This window comes from Stenotrophomonas sp. P2112, from assembly GCF_041897515.1.
GTDB lineage: Bacteria > Pseudomonadota > Gammaproteobacteria > Xanthomonadales > Xanthomonadaceae > Stenotrophomonas > Stenotrophomonas sepilia.
In genome coordinates, this window is sequence record NZ_CP169216.1 from 729,161 (window position 1) to 746,363 (window position 17,203).

At 67.9% G+C, this 17,203-nt stretch carries 12 protein-coding genes and 1 riboswitch; of the genes, 5 read left to right on the forward strand and 7 right to left on the reverse strand.

Going from position 1 to position 17,203, the window contains the following annotated elements; genetic code table 11:
• Positions 1-16: 16 nt before the first annotated feature.
• A riboswitch (S-adenosyl-L-homocysteine riboswitch) is annotated at positions 17-100 on the reverse strand.
• A gap of 120 nt (positions 101-220) precedes the next feature.
• Both ACEPA4_RS03360 and ppc read left to right on the forward strand, forming a co-directional pair.
• Positions 221-2,737 (forward strand): prolyl oligopeptidase family serine peptidase, encoded by a 2,517-nt coding sequence (locus tag ACEPA4_RS03360; protein ID WP_032953936.1) that lies wholly within the window; start codon positions 221-223, stop codon positions 2,735-2,737.
• Between the two features lie 237 nt (positions 2,738-2,974).
• Positions 2,975-5,686 carry a phosphoenolpyruvate carboxylase gene (gene ppc / locus ACEPA4_RS03365; RefSeq protein ID WP_139726741.1) on the forward strand — a complete coding sequence of 904 codons (2,712 nt, stop codon included), beginning with the start codon at positions 2,975-2,977 and terminating at the stop codon, positions 5,684-5,686.
• Positions 5,687-5,774: 88 nt separating this feature from the next.
• Here ppc and ACEPA4_RS03370 read toward each other — a convergent pair whose 3' ends face one another.
• Positions 5,775-6,281 carry an acyl-CoA thioesterase gene (locus tag ACEPA4_RS03370; RefSeq protein ID WP_005415314.1) on the reverse strand — a complete coding sequence of 169 codons (507 nt, stop codon included), beginning with the start codon at positions 6,279-6,281 and terminating at the stop codon, positions 5,775-5,777.
• A gap of 138 nt (positions 6,282-6,419) precedes the next feature.
• On the reverse strand, positions 6,420-7,631 hold the full coding sequence (metK, locus tag ACEPA4_RS03375; RefSeq protein ID WP_005408103.1) for a methionine adenosyltransferase: 1,212 nt from the start codon (positions 7,629-7,631) through the stop codon (positions 6,420-6,422).
• Positions 7,632-7,968: 337 nt separating this feature from the next.
• Between metK and ACEPA4_RS03380 the strand changes: the two genes are divergently transcribed.
• The 3 genes from ACEPA4_RS03380 (at position 7,969) to ACEPA4_RS03390 (ending at position 11,632) form a co-directional block, all read left to right on the forward strand.
• Positions 7,969-9,684 carry a lysophospholipid acyltransferase family protein gene (locus tag ACEPA4_RS03380; RefSeq protein WP_065178748.1) on the forward strand — a complete coding sequence of 572 codons (1,716 nt, stop codon included), beginning with the start codon at positions 7,969-7,971 and terminating at the stop codon, positions 9,682-9,684.
• Positions 9,681-10,481: a UDP-2,3-diacylglucosamine diphosphatase gene (locus tag ACEPA4_RS03385; RefSeq protein ID WP_139726742.1), complete on the forward strand. Its 801-nt coding sequence runs from the start codon at positions 9,681-9,683 to the stop codon at positions 10,479-10,481. Before ACEPA4_RS03380 ends, ACEPA4_RS03385 begins: the two co-directional genes overlap by 4 nt.
• 119 nt (positions 10,482-10,600) lie before the next feature.
• Positions 10,601-11,632, forward strand: coding sequence for a metal-dependent hydrolase (locus ACEPA4_RS03390; protein ID WP_139726743.1), 1,032 nt, complete (start codon positions 10,601-10,603; stop codon positions 11,630-11,632).
• Positions 11,633-12,276: 644 nt separating this feature from the next.
• Here ACEPA4_RS03390 and ACEPA4_RS03395 read toward each other — a convergent pair.
• From ACEPA4_RS03395 to ACEPA4_RS03415, 5 genes are all read right to left on the reverse strand, one after another.
• The gene (locus ACEPA4_RS03395) at positions 12,277-13,104 is read right to left on the reverse strand and encodes a methyltransferase domain-containing protein (RefSeq protein WP_049414053.1); all 828 of its coding nucleotides are present in this window, start codon (positions 13,102-13,104) and stop codon (positions 12,277-12,279) included.
• Between the two features lie 62 nt (positions 13,105-13,166).
• A complete protein-coding gene (dusB, locus tag ACEPA4_RS03400; protein ID WP_065178788.1) occupies positions 13,167-14,162 on the reverse strand; it encodes a tRNA dihydrouridine synthase DusB in 996 nt (331 codons plus the stop codon).
• Positions 14,163-14,309: 147 nt separating this feature from the next.
• A complete protein-coding gene (locus tag ACEPA4_RS03405) occupies positions 14,310-14,741 on the reverse strand; it encodes a hypothetical protein (protein WP_053500089.1) in 432 nt (143 codons plus the stop codon).
• A 149-nt stretch (positions 14,742-14,890) separates the two neighbouring features.
• Positions 14,891-15,856: a ribokinase gene (locus tag ACEPA4_RS03410; RefSeq protein ID WP_139726744.1), complete on the reverse strand. Its 966-nt coding sequence runs from the start codon at positions 15,854-15,856 to the stop codon at positions 14,891-14,893.
• Between the two features lie 25 nt (positions 15,857-15,881).
• Positions 15,882-17,180: a NupC/NupG family nucleoside CNT transporter gene (locus tag ACEPA4_RS03415; protein ID WP_005415322.1), complete on the reverse strand. Its 1,299-nt coding sequence runs from the start codon at positions 17,178-17,180 to the stop codon at positions 15,882-15,884.
• Between the last annotated feature and the right edge of the window lie 23 nt (positions 17,181-17,203).

Genomic DNA, 17,203 nt, shown 5'->3' on the forward strand with positions numbered 1-17,203 from the left:
CGAGCGGATGCTCGCATCTAGCCGGGCGCCGTTGTTACAAAGCCACCTTACCGAGCCTGGCCGGGCCTCGTGGGATCCGGTCGCAGCGCCCCTCGGCAGGTGAGAACCCCCATTATATCGCGGCCCCAGCGTGACATCGGCATGACCCAACCATCGGCAGATGGGGCCACGTGCACGGCCTGTTAAGGTCGGAGTTTTCACGCATCACACAGGTGGAACGATGAGCATGCACGCGCGCCGCACACGGCGCTGGACCGGCCTGGTCCTGTCGATGGGGCTGCTGGCGGTGGCCCCGCTGGCCTGGGCGGCCGCCTCGCAGCCAGCTCCGGCGCAGGCGCAGGGCGTCAATGGCTACGAACTGCCATCGGCCGCACTGCAGGCAGTGGTCGACGCCCCGCGCGCGCCGTCGCTGTTCCTGTCGCCGCGCCGCGACGTGGCCGCGATGATGCAGATGCCGTCGCTGCCGTCGATCCAGGTGGTGGCGCAGCCGGAACTGAAGCTGGCCGGCCTGCGCATCAACCCGCGCACGTTCTCCGACAGCCGCTTCAGCTTCGGTGAGAAGCTGTGGCTGATGAACGTGGCCGATGGCAAGGAGCGGCAGATCAGTGGCCTGCCGGCCACGCTGTCGATCGCCAGTGTGATGTGGTCGCCGGACCAGAAGTGGCTGGCCTTCAACCAGGTCGACGCCGCCAGCGGCGCCAATGAACTGTGGCTGGTGGATGTGGCCGGTGGCAGCGCCCGCCGCCTGGTTGCCGGCTTGAACACGGTGATCGGCAGCGGCTACCAGTGGCTGCCGGACAGCCGCGGGCTGGTGGTGTTCACCCGCCCGGCCAACCTGGGGCCGGCCCCGGCCGCCGACGGCGTCCCGACCGGCCCTGCCGTGCAGCAGACCAGCCAGGGCGGCGGCGTAGTGTCGATCCGTACCTATCAGGACCTGCTGAAGAACGAAGCCGACGCTCGCCAGTTCGATTACTACGCGACTACCCAGCCGATGGAAGTCGGCCTGGATGGCAGTACCCGCGCGATCGGTGCGGCCGGCATCTTCATGGGCTTCTCGGTGTCGCCTGACGGCCGCTTCGTGCTGCGCCAGCCGGTGCAGCGTCCGTACTCCTACGTGGTGCCGGTAAGCAGTTTTCCGCGCCGCATTGAAGTGATCGAGCGTGCCACCGGCAAGCTGGTGCATACCGTGGCGGTGCGCCCGCTGGTGGAAGGCCTGCCGACCGGCAACGATGCCGAAGTGACCGGCGTGCGCGACATCAGCTGGCGCGGTGATGCCGATGCCACCCTGGTCTGGGCCGAAGCGCAGGACGGTGGTGATCCGAACCGGGAAGCCAAGGTGCGCGATGCGGTGCTGATGCAGGCTGCGCCGTTCGACAAGCCGCCGGTGACCCTGGCCCAGCTTGGCAGCCGCCTGAGCGGCATCAACTGGGGCCGTGGCGACCTGGCCCTGCTGACCGAGTCGTGGTGGAAGACCCGCAGGACCAGGACCTGGCTGATCGCCCCGGACAACGCCGGTGCCGAGCCGCGCCTGCTGTGGGATCGTGACGCGCAGGACCGTTATGCCGATCCGGGGCGGCCGCTGCTGGCCAGCGATGAACGTGGTCGCTCGCTGCTGCAGACCAGCCCGGAAGGCAGCAGCCTGTACCTGGCCGGTGCCGGCGCTTCGCCGGAAGGCGACCGCCCGTTCGTGGACCGCTTCGACATCGCCACGGGCAAGGCGACGCGCCTGTTCCATTCGCAGGCGCCGAGCTATTCGCTGCCGGTGGCATTGCTGGACAACCAGGGCAATTCGCTGCTGCTGAGCCGCGAGAGCCCGGACGAACCGGCCAACTTCTACGTGCAGTCGCTGGCCGACGCCGGTGCCGCACCGCGCGCGCTGACCCGTTTCGCCCATCCGCTGCCGCAGCTGAAGGGCGTGCAGAAGGAGCAGATCCGTTACCAGCGCAAGGATGGCGTCGACCTGACCGCGACACTGCTGCTGCCGCCGGGCTACGATCCCAAGCGCGACGGCCCGCGCCCGCTGCTGATGTGGGCCTACCCGGGCGAGTTCAAGAGCGCGGCCGCGGCCAGCCAGGTGACCGATTCGCCGTACCGCTTCAACGCGGTCAGCTACTGGGGCCCGCAGGCGTTCCTGGCCAAGGGCTATGTGGTGCTGGCCAGCCCGTCGATGCCGATCATCGGCGAGGGTGACAAGGAGCCGAACGACACCTACATCGAACAGCTGGTGGCCAATGCGCAGGCGGCGGTGGATGAAGTGGTGCGCCGAGGCGTGACCGATCGCGATCACATCGCCATCGGTGGCCACTCCTATGGTGCGTTCATGACGGCCAACCTGCTGGCACACACCCGCCTGTTCAAGGCCGGCATCGCGCGCAGCGGTGCATACAACCGCACGCTTACTCCGTTCGGTTTCCAGGCCGAGGAGCGCAACTACTGGCAGGCGCAGGACGTCTACCAGAAGATGGCGCCGTTCAATTACGCCGACAGGATCAAGGATCCGATCCTGTTCATCCACGGCGTGGACGACAACAACTCCGGCACGTTCCCGATCCAGAGCGAGCGCATGTTCGCCGCGGTGAAGGGCCTGGGTGGCACCGCGCGGCTGGTGATGCTGCCCAACGAATCGCATGCTTACCGGGCACGCGAATCGATCATGACCATGCTGGCCGAAAGCGAGCGCTGGCTGGAGCAGACCATCGGCCCGGCCGAGCAGGGCAAGGCGAAGAAGAAGCGCTGATACCTGCATGAGGGCGGCCCCTGTAACAGGGGCCGCCTGTGCGGCTGCGCCGCCGCCCGAGCGTGGGCTCGGGCGCTACACGGTGTCGCGCGCCACGACGCTTGTAGAGCCGAGCCCATGCTCGGCTGCGTCCGCCAGGGATGCGTGCAGATGAAACCATTTTTGCATCGCAGCACGCTGCCCGTTCTGGTTTAGGCTTGGGGTCTGGATCCGTTGACCGAGGCCTGTGCGTCGCCGATGAACGAGTACCGCAGCAGCATCGAGTTTGCTTCCCCCGATCTTCCGCTTCGCGATGACGTGCGCCGGCTCGGCGCACTGGTCGGTGACCTGCTGGTCGAGCAGGTATCGGCGGCCTTCCTCGACGAGGTCGAGGACGTGCGCACCCGCGCCATCGCCCGTCGCGAGAACCAGGCGCCGCTGTCGGAGCTGGCCGAAGGGCTGGCCGGGCGCACGCCGCAGCAGGCCGAGACCATGGTGCGGGCCTTCAGCACCTACTTCCAGGTGGTCAACATTGCCGAGCGCGTGCATCGCATCCGCCGCCGCCGTGACTACCAGCGTGCCGGTACCGCAGGGGCGCAGCCCGACGGCCTGCAGGATGCGCTGCAGCACCTGAAGGCGCAGGGCGTGGGCCTGGACGAGCTGGCGCAGTGGCTGCCGCGCATCGACATCGAACCGGTGTTTACCGCGCACCCGACCGAAGCGGTGCGCCGTGCGCTGCTGGAGAAAGAGCAGCTGATGGTGGCCAGCCTGGTCGACAACCTCGACGGCCAGCGCACGCCGGGGGAAGCGGCCGCCGATGCTGCGCGCTTCCGCATGGCGCTGACCGCGTCGTGGCAGACCACTGATTCCTCGCCGGTGCGGCCCACCGTCGATGACGAGCGCGAGCACGTCGGCTTCTATCTGGTGCAGGTGCTGTACCGCGTGATTCCGGTGCTGTACGAATCGCTGCAGCAGGCGCTGCGCGATACCTATGGGGAAGAGCTGCCACTGCCGCGCCTGCTGCGCTTCGGTACGTGGGTGGGCGGGGACATGGACGGCAATCCGAACGTGGATGCCCACACCATCCGCACTACGCTGGATGCGCAGCGGCAGGCGGTACTGGCGCGCTATCAGAAGGAACTGCTGCAGCTGGCCAGCCTGCTCAGCCAGTCCACCGAGCGGGTGGGCGTGAGCGATGCGCTGCAGGCGCGCGTGGCGCACTACCAGCAGCTGCTGCCGCAGGTACAGTCGCGCCCGCGCCATGCCGACATGCCCTACCGCCTGCTCAACGATCGCATGCGCGCGCGCCTGCAGGCCACGCTGGAAGACGGCGAGGGCGCTTACGCCGGCCCGGATGAACTGATCGACGACCTGCAGCTGATCCTCGACAGTTTGCGCGCCAATCGCGGCGAGCACGCTGGCGGCTTCGCCGTGCAGCGGCTGTTGTGGCGGGTGAAGACGTTCGGCTTCCATCTGGCGCGGTTGGACGTGCGTCAGGAATCGAGCGTGCATGCGCGCGCGCTGGCGGCGGTGCTGGGCGGCGACCCGGCGTGGGAGGGCCTGGATGCCTTGGGCCGCGCGCGCCTGCTGGCACCGCATGCCAGTGGCGAGGTGCCGTTGCCGAAAGGCGACGACGAAGGCAACCGGCGGCTGGACGCCGTGTTCGCTGCATTGGCCGATGCCCGTGCGCGGCATGGCGGCGATGCACTGGGCAGTTACATCATTTCGATGGCGCACGACCGCAGCGACGTGCTGGCGGTGCTGGCGCTGGCGCGGCGTGGTGGCCTGGTCGATGCCGATGGCGGCGTGCCGCTCGATATCGCGCCGCTGTTTGAAACTGTGGACGACCTCAAGCGCGGCACCGCCACGCTGCGCGACCTGCTGGAGGATCCGGTGTACCGCGCGCACCTGCGTGCACGCGATGATGTTCAGATGGTGATGCTGGGCTATTCGGACAGCAGCAAGGATGGTGGCATTGCTGCTTCGCGTTGGGGCCTTCAGCGCGCGCAGGTGGAACTGCTGGAGGTGGCGGCCGAGGCCGGCATCCGCCTGACCTTCTTCCATGGCCGGGGCGGCTCGATCAGCCGTGGTGGTGGCAAGACCACCCACGCCGTGGATGCGTCGCCACGCGGCAGCATCGATGGCCGCCTGCGGGTGACCGAGCAGGGCGAGGTGATCCATCGCAAGTACGGCATCCGCGCGCTGGCCCTGCGCTCGCTGGAGCAGGCTACCGGTGCAGTGCTGCGCGCCAGCCTGCGCCCGCGTGCCGCCGAACCGCGCGAGGATGCGTGGCGGCCGGTGATGGATGCGGTGGCTGCGGCCAGCAGCGAGGTGTATCGCGGGTTCGTTGGCCAGGCCGGTTTCATGGATTATTTCCGTACCGCCACGCCGATCGACGTGATCGAGCGGATGACGCTGGGCTCGCGGCCGTCGCGCCGGCTCGGCCAGGACGCAGCGCTGGGCAACCTGCGTGCGATTCCCTGGGTGTTCGCCTGGAGCCAGGCGCGTGCGGTGATTCCCGGCTGGTACGGCGTGGGCAGTGGCCTGCAGGCCGCGGTCGATGCCGGCCACGAACAGACCCTGCGCGATATGGCGCGGGACTGGCCGTTCTTCCGTACCTTCCTGGATGACATCGCGATGGTGCTGTCCAAGGGCGATATCACCATCGCCGAGCAGTTCTCGCTGTTGTCGGGTGAACTGCATGGGCGCTTCTTCCCGCAGGTGCAGCGCGAACTGGAGCTCACCCGGCGCTGGCTGCTGGCGTTGATGGACCAGAAGACGCTGCTGGACCACGACGCGCGGCTGGCGCTGTCGATCCGCCTGCGCAATCCCTACGTCGATCCGATCAGCGTGCTGCAGGTGGAACTGCTGCAGCGCTGGCGGGCCAGCGGGCGCGAGGATGACGATCTGCTGCGCGCGCTGGTGGCGTGCGTGAACGGCGTTTCGCAGGGCGTGCAGAACACAGGGTGACCTGGCGTTGGTAGTGCCGGCCGCTGGCCGGCAACCTCATGATGTTTGGCAGCACGCGCGAGGTTGCCGGCCAGCGGCCGGCACTACCTCATTCTTCCGGCGACGGCGGGTTCGACGCCAGCAGTTCCAGGTGGCGCTGTTCCATTTCCTGGCGCAGCTGGCGGCGGATCTGTGCTGCGGCCTGGCGGCGCTTTTCGTCGGACGTTGCCGGCTGCAAGGGCGGGACAGGCGTCGGCCGGCCTTCTTCATCCACTGCGACCATCGTGAAGAAGCAGCTGTTGGCGTGGCGCACGCTGCGCTTGAGGATGTCCTCAGCCACCACCTTGATGCCGATCTCCATCGATGAGGTGCCGGTGTAGTTCACCGAGGCCAGGAAGGTGACCAGCTCGCCCACCGCGATGGGCTGGCGGAACATCACCTGGTCCACCGACAGGGTGACCACGTAGCTGCCGGCATAGCGGCTGGCGCAGGCGTAGGCCACCTGGTCAAGCAGGCGCAGGATGGCGCCACCATGGACCTTGCCGGAGAAATTGGCCATTTCCGGTGACATCAGCACGGTCATGGACAGCTGGTGGGTTTTCAGTTCGGTCGACATGCGGCGATTGTATCGGCAACCGGTCGTGCCGGACGCTGGCCGGCAACCACGCGGTTGTTTCCGGAGGCCATGAAAAAGCCGGCCAGCGGCCGGCTCTACCAGAAGCAGAAGGGCCGCTTGCGCGGCCCTTCGTGTTGCTTACTTCAGCTTCGCATCGGCGCGCAGGGCGGCGGCGCGGTCGGTCTTCTCCCAGGAGAAGGCCGTGGCGTTGACGGTCTCGCCTTCGCCGTTGAGGTAGCTGAACTCCTTCGGCTTGCGGCCGAAGTGGCCATAGGCCGCGGTCTGCTGGTACATCGGGTGGATCAGGTCCAGCATCTTGATGATGCCGTACGGGCGCAGGTCGAAGTGCTTGCGGATCAGCTTCTCGATCTTGTCGTCGCTGATCTTGCCGGTGCCGAAGGTGGTGACCGAGATCGAGGTCGGCTCAGCCACGCCGATGGCGTAGGAGACCTGCACTTCGCAACGGTCGGCCAGGCCGGCGGCAACCACGTTCTTGGCGACGTAGCGGGCCGCGTAGGCGGCCGAACGGTCGACCTTGGACGGGTCCTTGCCGGAGAACGCGCCACCGCCGTGACGGGCCCAGCCGCCGTAGGTGTCGACGATGATCTTGCGGCCGGTCAGGCCGCAGTCGCCCACCGGGCCGCCGATCTCGAACTTGCCGGTCGGGTTGATGTGGAACTTGGTGCCCTTGTGCAGCCACTTGGCCGGCAGCACCGGCTTGATGATCTCTTCGCGGACGGCCTCGATGAGGTCCTTCTGCTTGATGCCCGGGGCGTGCTGGGTCGACAGGACCACGGCGTCGATGGCCGAGACCACGCCGTTTTCATAGCGCAGGGTGACCTGGCTCTTGGCGTCCGGGCGCAGCCACGACAGCGGCGAGTTCTTCTTCTTGCGGATCTTGGCCTGCTGCTCGACCAGGCGGTGCGACAGGTGGATCGCGGCCGGCATGTAGCTGTCGGTCTCGTTGGTGGCATAGCCGAACATCAGGCCCTGGTCGCCAGCGCCCATTTCTTCCGGCTTCTTGCGGTCCACGCCCTGGGCGATGTGCGGCGACTGCTTGCCGATCAGGTTCAGCACGCCGCAGGTGGCGCCGTCGAAGCCGACGTCGGAGCTGTCGTAGCCGATGTCCGTGATGACCTTGCGGGTCAGCGCTTCCAGGTCGATCCAGGCGCTGGTGGTGATTTCACCGGCCACGATGGCAACGCCGGTCTTGACCATGGTCTCGCAGGCCACGCGGGCGCGCTGGTCCTGGGTCAGGATCGCGTCCAGCACCGCATCGGAGATCTGGTCGGCAACCTTGTCCGGATGGCCTTCGGAGACCGACTCGGAGGTGAAGAGATAGCTGGACATCAGGCGTAATATCCCTTGATTCGGATGGAAAGATGGGCGCGCATGATACACGGGGTGCGCCGCCTGTGCATTGTGAACCGGTACCGGTTGCCGGTGGTTAAGCCCGCGTAGGCCCGGCAGGGGCCGTCACGACGGGATTGGGGGCCAGCCTCGAGGCCCAGTGTTCCACCAGCGTGACAACAACAGACGGGGCTGCCCAACCCCCGACCGCGCAGGCCGCGACCCGGCCGTCAAGGGGGCCGGCCGTCATCGTTCTGCCCCGAAACCGCCATCTGGCTGCCGCCTGCCGGGTGCAGGCTGTCGGCCAATCCGGCCGCCGGGCATCAGTGGATCCGCCATGCAGGAACTCGAACAGCGTCTCCAGCAACGTTTCCCCGATTGGTTCCATGGCCGTCGCGGCCAATTGGCGCGGCCGTTGCTGCGCAGCGTCGGCCGCTGGTCGCGCCTGGACCAGATCGAAGCCTTCCTGCAGCGCAGCTCAGGCCTGCGCGGCTTCGGTTTCGTCGCCGCCGGCCTGGAGTTCATCGGCGGCCAGTACCAGGTGGATCCGGCCGCGCTGGCGAAGATTCCGGCCACCGGCCGCCTGCTGATCGTCGCCAACCACCCTTCCGGGGCTCTGGACGCATTGGCCTTGCTGGACGCGGTCGGCCGTATCCGCCGCGATGTGCGGATCGTGGCCAACGACCTTCTGGGGGCGATCGCGCCGCTGCAGGATCTGCTGTTGCCGGTGCGCATCCTGGGCGGCAAGGCGCAGCGCGGCAGCCTGCATGCGGTGGAGCAGGCGTTGGCCGCCGAGCAGTGCGTGATCGTGTTCCCGGCTGGCGAGGTCTCGCGCCTGTCGCTGCGCGGCATCCGCGATGGCCGCTGGCAGCGGGGATTTGTCCGCTTTGCCCGCGCGGCCGGCGCGCCGGTGCTGCCGGTGCGGGTGGAAGCGCGCAACTCGGCACTGTTCTATGGCGCCTCGACCCTGTTCAAGCCGGCCGGTACCGCGCTGCTGGCGCGCGAGATGTTCACTCGTCGTGGCCGCCCACTGCGGCTGAGCATCGGCGAGCCGATGCGGCTGGGCGACGGCGGCGATCCGGGTGCCCAACTGCTGGCGGTACGCCGCGCACTCTATGCGCTGGGCCGCAATGGCGCGGCCGGCAATGCCGCTGCCTGCGCAGGCCCTGAGCCGCTGGCCGCTCCGGTGCCACCTTCGCAGGTCGCCGCTGGCATCGCAGCCGCCACCCAGCTGGGCCAGACCGCCGACGGCAAGCAGATCCTGCTGGCCACCTGCACTGCCGATTCGCCACTGCTGCTGGAACTGGGCCGCCTGCGCGAACTGACCTTCCGCCAGGTGGGTGAGGGCACCGGCCGCAGCCGTGACCTCGACAACTACGACCCGCAGTACGAGCACATCGTGATCTGGGACGCCGCCGCGCAGCGCATCGCTGGCGCGTACCGGATCATGCGTGGTGCCCACGCGTTGGCCCGGCACGGCCTGTCCGGCCTCTACAGTGCGTCGTTGTTCCGCTATTCCGACGACGCCATCAGCCACATCGCCGAAGGCCTGGAACTGGGCCGCAGCTTCGTGGTGCCCGACTACTGGGGCAGCCGCAGCCTGGATTACCTGTGGCAGGGCATCGGTGCCTACCTGCAGTGCCGGCCGGGGATCCGCTACCTGTTCGGCGCGGTGTCGATCAGTGCGGCGCTGCCGCGCGATGCGCGCGAGCAGCTGGTGGCGTACTACCAGCGCTATTACAGCGGCACCGCCGGCATGGCCGAATCGAACCGGCCGTTCCAGTACTTCGCCGCACCGCCCAGTTTCGGTGAGCTGGATGCAGGCGCCGCGTTCGACGTGCTCAAGGCCAACCTGGCTGCACTCGGTACCGGCGTACCCACGCTGTATCGCCAGTACACCGATCTGTGCGAACCGGGCGGCGCGCGCTTCCTCGCCTTCGGGGTGGATCCGGACTTCAGCGATTCGATCGACGGCCTGATCGAGGTGGATCTGTGTGCGATCCGGCCGAACAAGCGCAAACGTTACCTGCGCGACGCGGGGACGCCGGCATGAGCACGCTGGCGAACCTGTCGCCGAACCGGCGCGCGGTGTTCGTCTCCGATGTGCACCTGGGCTCGCGCCATTGCCATGCCACCGAGCTGGCGCGATTCCTCTCGCAGCTGCGCTGCGAACGGCTGTACCTGGTGGGCGACATCATCGACCTGTGGTGGATGGCGCACCGCCGTGCCACCTGGCGGCAGTCGCACAGCGAGGTCATCCAGGCGCTGCATGCGCTGCGCCGTGCCGGCACCGAGATCATCTACATTCCGGGCAACCACGATGCTTCGCTGCGCCAGGTCTGCGGTCTGATGCTGCCGGCGATGCAGGTGCGCCGCCGCGCCATCCACGTGACCGCCGATGGCCGCCGGCTGCTGGTCGCGCACGGCGACGACTACGACGGCGTGACCCACTTCGGCGGCCTGCAGGAAAAGTTCGGTGACTGGCTGTATTACCGCATCCTCACCGGCAACCAGGCATTGAACGCGGTGCGCCGCCAGCTTGGCATGCGCTACTGGTCGCTATCGGAGTTCCTGAAGAAGCGCAGTGGTGCGGCTGAACGCTACATCGAGCGCTTCGTGCAGGCCGGCCTGGACGACGTGCGCCGGCGCGGCCTGGACGGCATCGTCTGCGGGCATATCCACCGCGCCGCGCTGGTCGAACGCGATGGCCTGGTCTATGCCAACGATGGGGATTGGGTGGAAAGCCTGACCGCGCTGGTCGAAGACCACGACGGCGCGCTGCGCCTGCTGGACCACAACGGCCAGACGCTGGTGGAGCTGCCGGGCGCGCGGTTGTCGCAGGCGGCATAGCCCGCGTGTGTCCCGCTGTAGAGCCGAGTCCATGCTCGGCTGTCGTTGCGCGCAACGAAGAGCAGCAGAGCATGGGCTCGGCTCTACATACACCGCGCGCAAGCCGCTAGCATCGGCCCATGGATTCATTGACCCAGATCGTGCTCGGTGGCGCCGTCGCTGCTGCCATCGCTCCGCCCGGCCATCGCCGCGCGGCCCTGCTGGCCGGTGCCGCGCTCGGCACCCTGCCGGACCTCGACGCCCTGTGGCTTGGCTTCACTGCGGCCGACCCGGTGGCGAACATGACCGAACACCGCAGCTTCAGCCATTCGCTGCTGGTGCTGCCCTGGGTGGCCGCACTGATCTGGTGGTTGTTCAAGCGCTTCGGCAATGGTCGCGTCGCGCAGTCACCGCTGCGCTGGTTCTGGGCGATCCAGCTGGCGCTGGTTACCCATCCCGTGCTGGATGCGTTCACCGTCTACGGTACCCAGTTGTGGTGGCCGCTGCGGCCACACCCAACCATGGGCTCCAGCGTCTTCATCATCGACCCTGGCTACACGGTGTGGCTGCTGCTGGGCTGCGTGCTGGCCTGGTTTGGTCGTGCGCGGCCCTGGGCGGGCAAGGTGCTGGGCGCGGCGTTGCTGTTCAGCAGTGGCTACCTGGGCTGGGGGCTGATAGCCAAGGCGCAGGTCGATCGGGCCGCCCAGCAGAGCCTGGCGGCGATGGGCCTGGGTGACGCGCCGCGCTTCTCGGTGCCGATGCCGTTCAATACGCTGCTGTGGCGGGTGGTAGCGATGACGCCCAATGGCTACGTGGTGGGTGATCGCTCACTGGTGGCCGACCATGGGCCGATGCGGTTCGAAGGCCATGCGTCCAACGTGCAGGCCTTGCGCGAAGCGCGGGCCATCCCGGCGGTGCAGCAGCTGCAATGGTTCAACCGTGGCTTCATGCGTGCGCAGGTCGTGGACGGAAGGCTTGTGCTGAGCGATCTGCGCATGGGGCTGGAACCGGACTACACCTTCAACTTCGTCGTCGCCGAGCAGGCGGACGGGCAATGGCGGGCGATCGTGCCCGAGCAGGTGCGGGCGGACTACAGAAGCCCGGCCGCGCGCGCTGATGCCGGGCGCCGGCTGGCGGCGATGTGGCAGCGGATCTGGCATGCGCCCGAGTAGATCCACGCCCTGCGTGGATGAAGGGACATCGGCGGTGGCAGCCACGCGTGGCGTGGCTCAACTGCGTCGATCAGCGCCCGCAGCCGGTGCCGTTGAGTAGATCCACGCCATGCGCGGATGAAGGGACATCGGCGGTGGCAGCCACGCATGGCGTGGCTCTACTGCGTCGATCAGCGCCCGCAGCCGGTGCCGTTGAGTAGATCCACGCCCTGCGTGGATGGCGGGACATCGGCGGTGGCAGCCACGCATGGCGTGGCTCTACTGCGTCGATCAGCGCCCGCAGCCGGTGCCGTTGAGTAGATCCACGCCATGCGTGGATGAAGGGACATCGGCGCTGGCAGCCACGCATGGCGTGGCTCCACTGCGTCGATCAGCGCCCGCAGCCGGTGCCGTTGAGTAGATCCACGCCATGCGCGGATGAAGGGACATCGGCGGTGGCAGCCACGCATGGCGTGGCTCTACTGCGTCGATCAGCGCCCGCAGCCGGTGCCGTTGAGTAGATCCACGCCCTGCGTGGATGGCGGGACATCGGCGGTGGCAGCCACGCATGGCGTGGCTCTACTGCGTCGGTCAGCGCCCGCAGCCGGTGCCGTTGAGTAGATCCACGCCATGCGTGGATACGGGAGCATTGGTGCCGCGTCGGCTCAATACACCGTCGCGCGGCCCTGCACGAACGAATAGAAGAACACTGCATTCGGGTCGTTCTGCACCAGCCGGAACTCGCGGCGCATGCCTTCCACGGTGTCCTCGTCCACCGAGCCGGCCTGCAGCAGCTGGTCGGCCGCCGACAGCAGCAGCTGCTCCCAGAACGCGATCATGGTCTTGCGACGGGCAGGCTCGCGGTTGTCCAGGTGGATGGTCTTGATCTCGGTATGCACGTCGCGGAAGCCGCCGGCCAGCAACAGGTTGCCCAGCTTGGCGCCGACGAACGGGTCGCCACCGTGGTCGTACTGGAAGTCGTTGAAGGCCATCCAGTAGCGCCAGATGTGCGGCGAGTACGGATCAAGCAGGAACGAGGCATTCATCACCTCGGTGATGTAGACCGGTGAACCCGGCGCCAGCACGCGGCGCACTTCACTCAACACGCGTGCCGGTGACGGAACGTGTTCCAGCACCCAGCACAGGAAGGCCGAATCGAAGCTGCGCGCCTCGAACGGCAGTTCGCCGGCATCGGCCTGCTGCAGGGTGTAACGGTCGCTGCACCAAGGGGTGCGCGCCAGGTTCTCGCGCGCGGTGGCCAGCTGGGTCTCGCTCAGGTCCACGCCGGTCACGTGCAGCTCGGGGAAGCGGCGCAGCAGGATCTCGGTCTGCGCACCCACGCCGCTGCCGACTTCCAGCAGGCGCCGCGCGCCGCTGTAGTCGATCTGGCCGAAGATGCTCGACTCCAGCAGGCGCGCCTGGGTCATCAGGCGCTGCTGCTCGGTGCCGGAGAACCCGTGCAGGTAAGTCGGGGAGGAAATCGGCGGGGTCATGGGGCGGGCTCTCGGAGTTCAATTCGGTCGAGCAGGCTCGACGTTGCGACGCGGCAGGGCGGTCAGGCCGCCGAAGACAGCGCCGGTTCCCCGTCAATCAAGCGGTCGAAGTACTCGGTGGTCAGCGCGATCTGGCTCTGCGGATCCTCCGCGCGGTTGACCACCGCGCGGAAGGCGGCGTTCTCCGGCCGGTCCTTGGCATACCAGCCCAGGTGCTTGCGCGCGATGCGCACGCCCTGCGGTTCGCCATAGAAGGCATGCAGTGCGTGCAGGTGGCCAAGCAGGATGTCGCGCACTTCGGCCAGCGACGGTGGCGGCAGTTCCTCGCCGGTGGCCAGGTAATGCGCCACTTCGCGGAAGATCCACGGCCGGCCCTGTGCGGAACGGCCGATCATCACCGCGTCCACGCCAGTTTCCTTCAAAACGTGGGCAGCCTTCTGCGGCGAATCGATATCGCCGTTGGCGATCACCGGAATGCGCAGGGCGGCCTTGATCTCACCGATGGTGGCGTACTCGGCCTGGCCGGTGTAATGCTGGTCGCGGGTGCGGCCGTGCACGGCCAGTGCAGCGATACCGCTGTCCTCGGCGATGCGCGCGATCAGCGGGCCATTGCGGTGGTCACAGTCCCAACCGGTGCGGATCTTCAGGGTGACCGGCACGTCCACCGCGTTGACCACGGCTTCGAGGATGCGCGCCACCAACTGCTCGTCGCGCATCAGCGCCGAGCCGGCCCAGGCGTTGCACACCTTCTTGGCCGGGCAGCCCATGTTGATGTCGATGATCTGCGCGCCGTGGTCGACGTTGTAGCGCGCCGCCTCGGCCAGCTGCTGCGGCTCGGTACCGGCGATCTGCACGCTGATCGGCGCCGGCTCGCCCTCATGGTCCATGCGGTGGATCGACTTGCGCGTGTTCCAGAAGCGCGGGTCGCTGATGGTCATTTCCGAGGCGGCCAGGCCCGCGCCCAGCCGTTTGCACAGCAGGCGGAAGGGCTTGTCAGTGACGCCGGCCATGGGCGCCAGCACGACGTTGGGGGCGATGGTGTACGGGCCGATCTGCATGCGCCCATTGTAGGGCGCGGGCGGCGGTACGGCCGTGTCGGGTACGGTCCGGTTCAGGCCGATCGGCACCGACCTCATGCCGTACCGGCATCAGCAGATGCTTGACGGTTGCTTCCGTCGCCCCCAAGGGCGGGCGATGGTGGCCGGCTAACCCAGGCTCTGCCAGGCCTGGCGGGTACCCAGGGCGAAGGCCAGCCCCAGGCCCAGGCAGGCCAGCGAACTGACCACCCAGAAGCGCCGGCCGTTGTACCCCGGCCGGAACAGTGCCAGGCCGAAGCCCGTCGCGGCGCGCAGCAGCAGCAAGGCAGCGATGGCGGGCAGGACCAGGCGGCTGGCCGGCAGCGGCGAATGCCAGCCCGCGGCGGCCAGTGCGTACAGGGTCCAGGCCACCAGCACGGCCGTGATGCCGGCGGTCATCAACGGTGGCCACCAGTGCCCCGCATGCGCGAGCCGGACTACGCGCTGGCCGGCACCGAAGTATCTGTACCACGCGGCGCCGAAGGCGATGCAGCCGATATGCAGCAGCGCCGCAGCGGCACTGCCTGCGGCCGCGACCAGCAACCAGGGGAATCCGTCCATGTCCTGCCCGTGCAAGGAAGCTGCGCGGATCGTGAGCGAGGGGCAGGATGTGGGCAATGCGACAGGCGGTCGCAGGGGCTGGGCAATGGGCAAAAGAAGGGCCCAGGTGCCTGTGCACCCGGGCCTTGTCATCCACGCGTGGCGTGGAATTACTTGGCTTCGGCGTCGGCCGGGGTGAAGCGCGGCATCGCCGCTGCAGCGCCTTCCTTCTCGGTCGAGCGACCGGCGAACTGGTTGGCAAAGCGCACGTGGCGGGCGAACGGGGCGTCGGCCACCTGCGCCAGCGACGCGGCCAGCGCACCGTTGAAGGCATCACCGGCACCGGTGGTGTCGATGGCCTGCACCTGCTCGGCGCCGACGCGGTAGTACGGCTGGGTATCGCCGCGCAGGTTCTCGTCGGCATGCGAGACGAACACGCCCACCGAACCCAGGGTCACCACCACGGTACCGTTGCCGACCAGCTTGCGGCAGAGCGCATGCAGGCTGACGCCATCCAGCGCGGCGACATCGTTGGCATCCACGCGCTCACCGACATGGCGACCGAGCAGCGCGGCGAACTCGGTCTCGTTCGGGGTGATCACATCGGCCAGCTTGAGCAGGCCGATGGTCGAGGGCGCGTCGGCCGGTGCGGTGTTGAGCACGGTGGTGACACCGGCCTCGCGGGCCGTGGCCAGCGCCGCTTCGATGGTCTGCACCGGCGATTCCAGCTGCACCAGCACCACCTTGGCGCTGGTGAGCAATGCCTGCTGCTGTTGCAGGAAGTCGGTGCTGAGCGCGGCGTTGGCGCCCGGGCCGATCACGATGGTGTTGCGGCCACGCGCGTCCACGTAGATGCCCGCAGTGCCGGTCGGCTCGCTGCTGGCTTCGGCAATCAGGCCGAAGCCATCCTGCGCGGCCAGTTCACGTGCGGTGGCGCCGCCGGCGTCATCGCCCAGCGCGCACACGAAGTGCGTCTCGGCGCCGGCGCGGCAGGCGGCCACGGCCTGGTTGAAGCCCTTGCCTCCCGGGCCGGTGCTGTAGCGGCCGGCAATGGTCGCACCCGGTGCCGGCAGCGACTCGCACCGCCACACGTGATCGACATTGAAGGAACCGACGACAACGACACTGCTGCTCATAGGAAATCTTTTCTCAACCAGGGGTTCAACTGAAGTGCGTCAGCACGCCGGCGATGGTCGCCGTCATGAAGGTGGCAATGGTACCGCCCAACACCGCGCGCAGGCCGAACTTGGCCAGATCGTGGCGACGTTCCGGCGCCAGGCCGCCGATGCCGCCGATCTGGATCGCGATCGAGCTGAAGTTGGCAAAGCCGCACAGCGCGTAGGTGGCGATCAGGCGGCCTTCGTCGGACAGGCTCACGCCCGCCACCTGGCCGTTCACGATCTGCGACAGCTCGGTGTAGGCCACGAACTCGTTGATCACGACCTTCTGGCCGATCAGCGAACCGACGGTGGTGGCATCAGCCCACGGGGTACCGATCACCCAGGCGATCGGGGCCAGCACGTAACCGAAGATGGTCGACAGGTTGGTCGGCTTGCCGATGGCAGCGGCCAGGCCGGTCACTTCGCCGAACCAGGTGAGCGGTGCATTCAGCAGCGCGATCAGGGCGATGAAGGCCAGCAGCATCGCGCCGATGTTCAGCGCCAGCTTCAGGCCGTCACCGGCACCGGCAGCGGCCGCGTCGATGATGTTGCTGGAGGTCTTCTCCACTTCCATCTTCACCGTGCCGCGGGTCAGCGGGGTGCCGGTTTCCGGAATCAGCAGCTTGGCCACGACCAGGGTGGCCGGTGCGGCCATGATGCTCGCCGCCAGCAGGTGCTTGGCGTAGAAGGCCTGCTGCGCCGGGTCGCCACCGCCGAGCATGCCCACGTAGGCCGCCAGCACGCCGCCGGCGATGTGCGCCATGCCGCCGATCATCATGGTCAGCAGCTCGGACTGGGTCATCCTGGCGATGTACGGGCGCACGGTCAGCGGCGCCTCGGTCTGGCCGATGAAGACGCTGGCGCAGACGCTGGTGGTTTCCGCGCCGGACACGCGCATCACCTTGGTGATCGACCAGGCCATCACGCGCACGATCGCCTGCATGACGTTGAGGTGGTACATGACCCCCATCAGCGCCGAGAAGAAGATGATGGTCGGCAGCACCTGGAAGGCGAAGATGAAGCCGTAGTTCTTGGTGTCCATCAACGAGCCGAAGATGAAGCCCGAGCCCTCGTTGACGAAGCTCAGGACCTTGACGAAGCCCTTGCCCAGCGCATCGAACACGTCGCGCCCGCCCGGCACCAGGATCACCAGCGCCGCGAAGGCGATCTGCAGGGTGATACCGGTGGCAACCAGCTTCCAGTCAACCGCACGCTTGTTGTTGGAAAACAGCCAGGTGATGCCGATCAGCACCGCCAACCCGAACAGGCCGAAGCCGATCCTGCCCAAACCTTCGACCATGTGAGTGACTCCCCTGGGGCGTC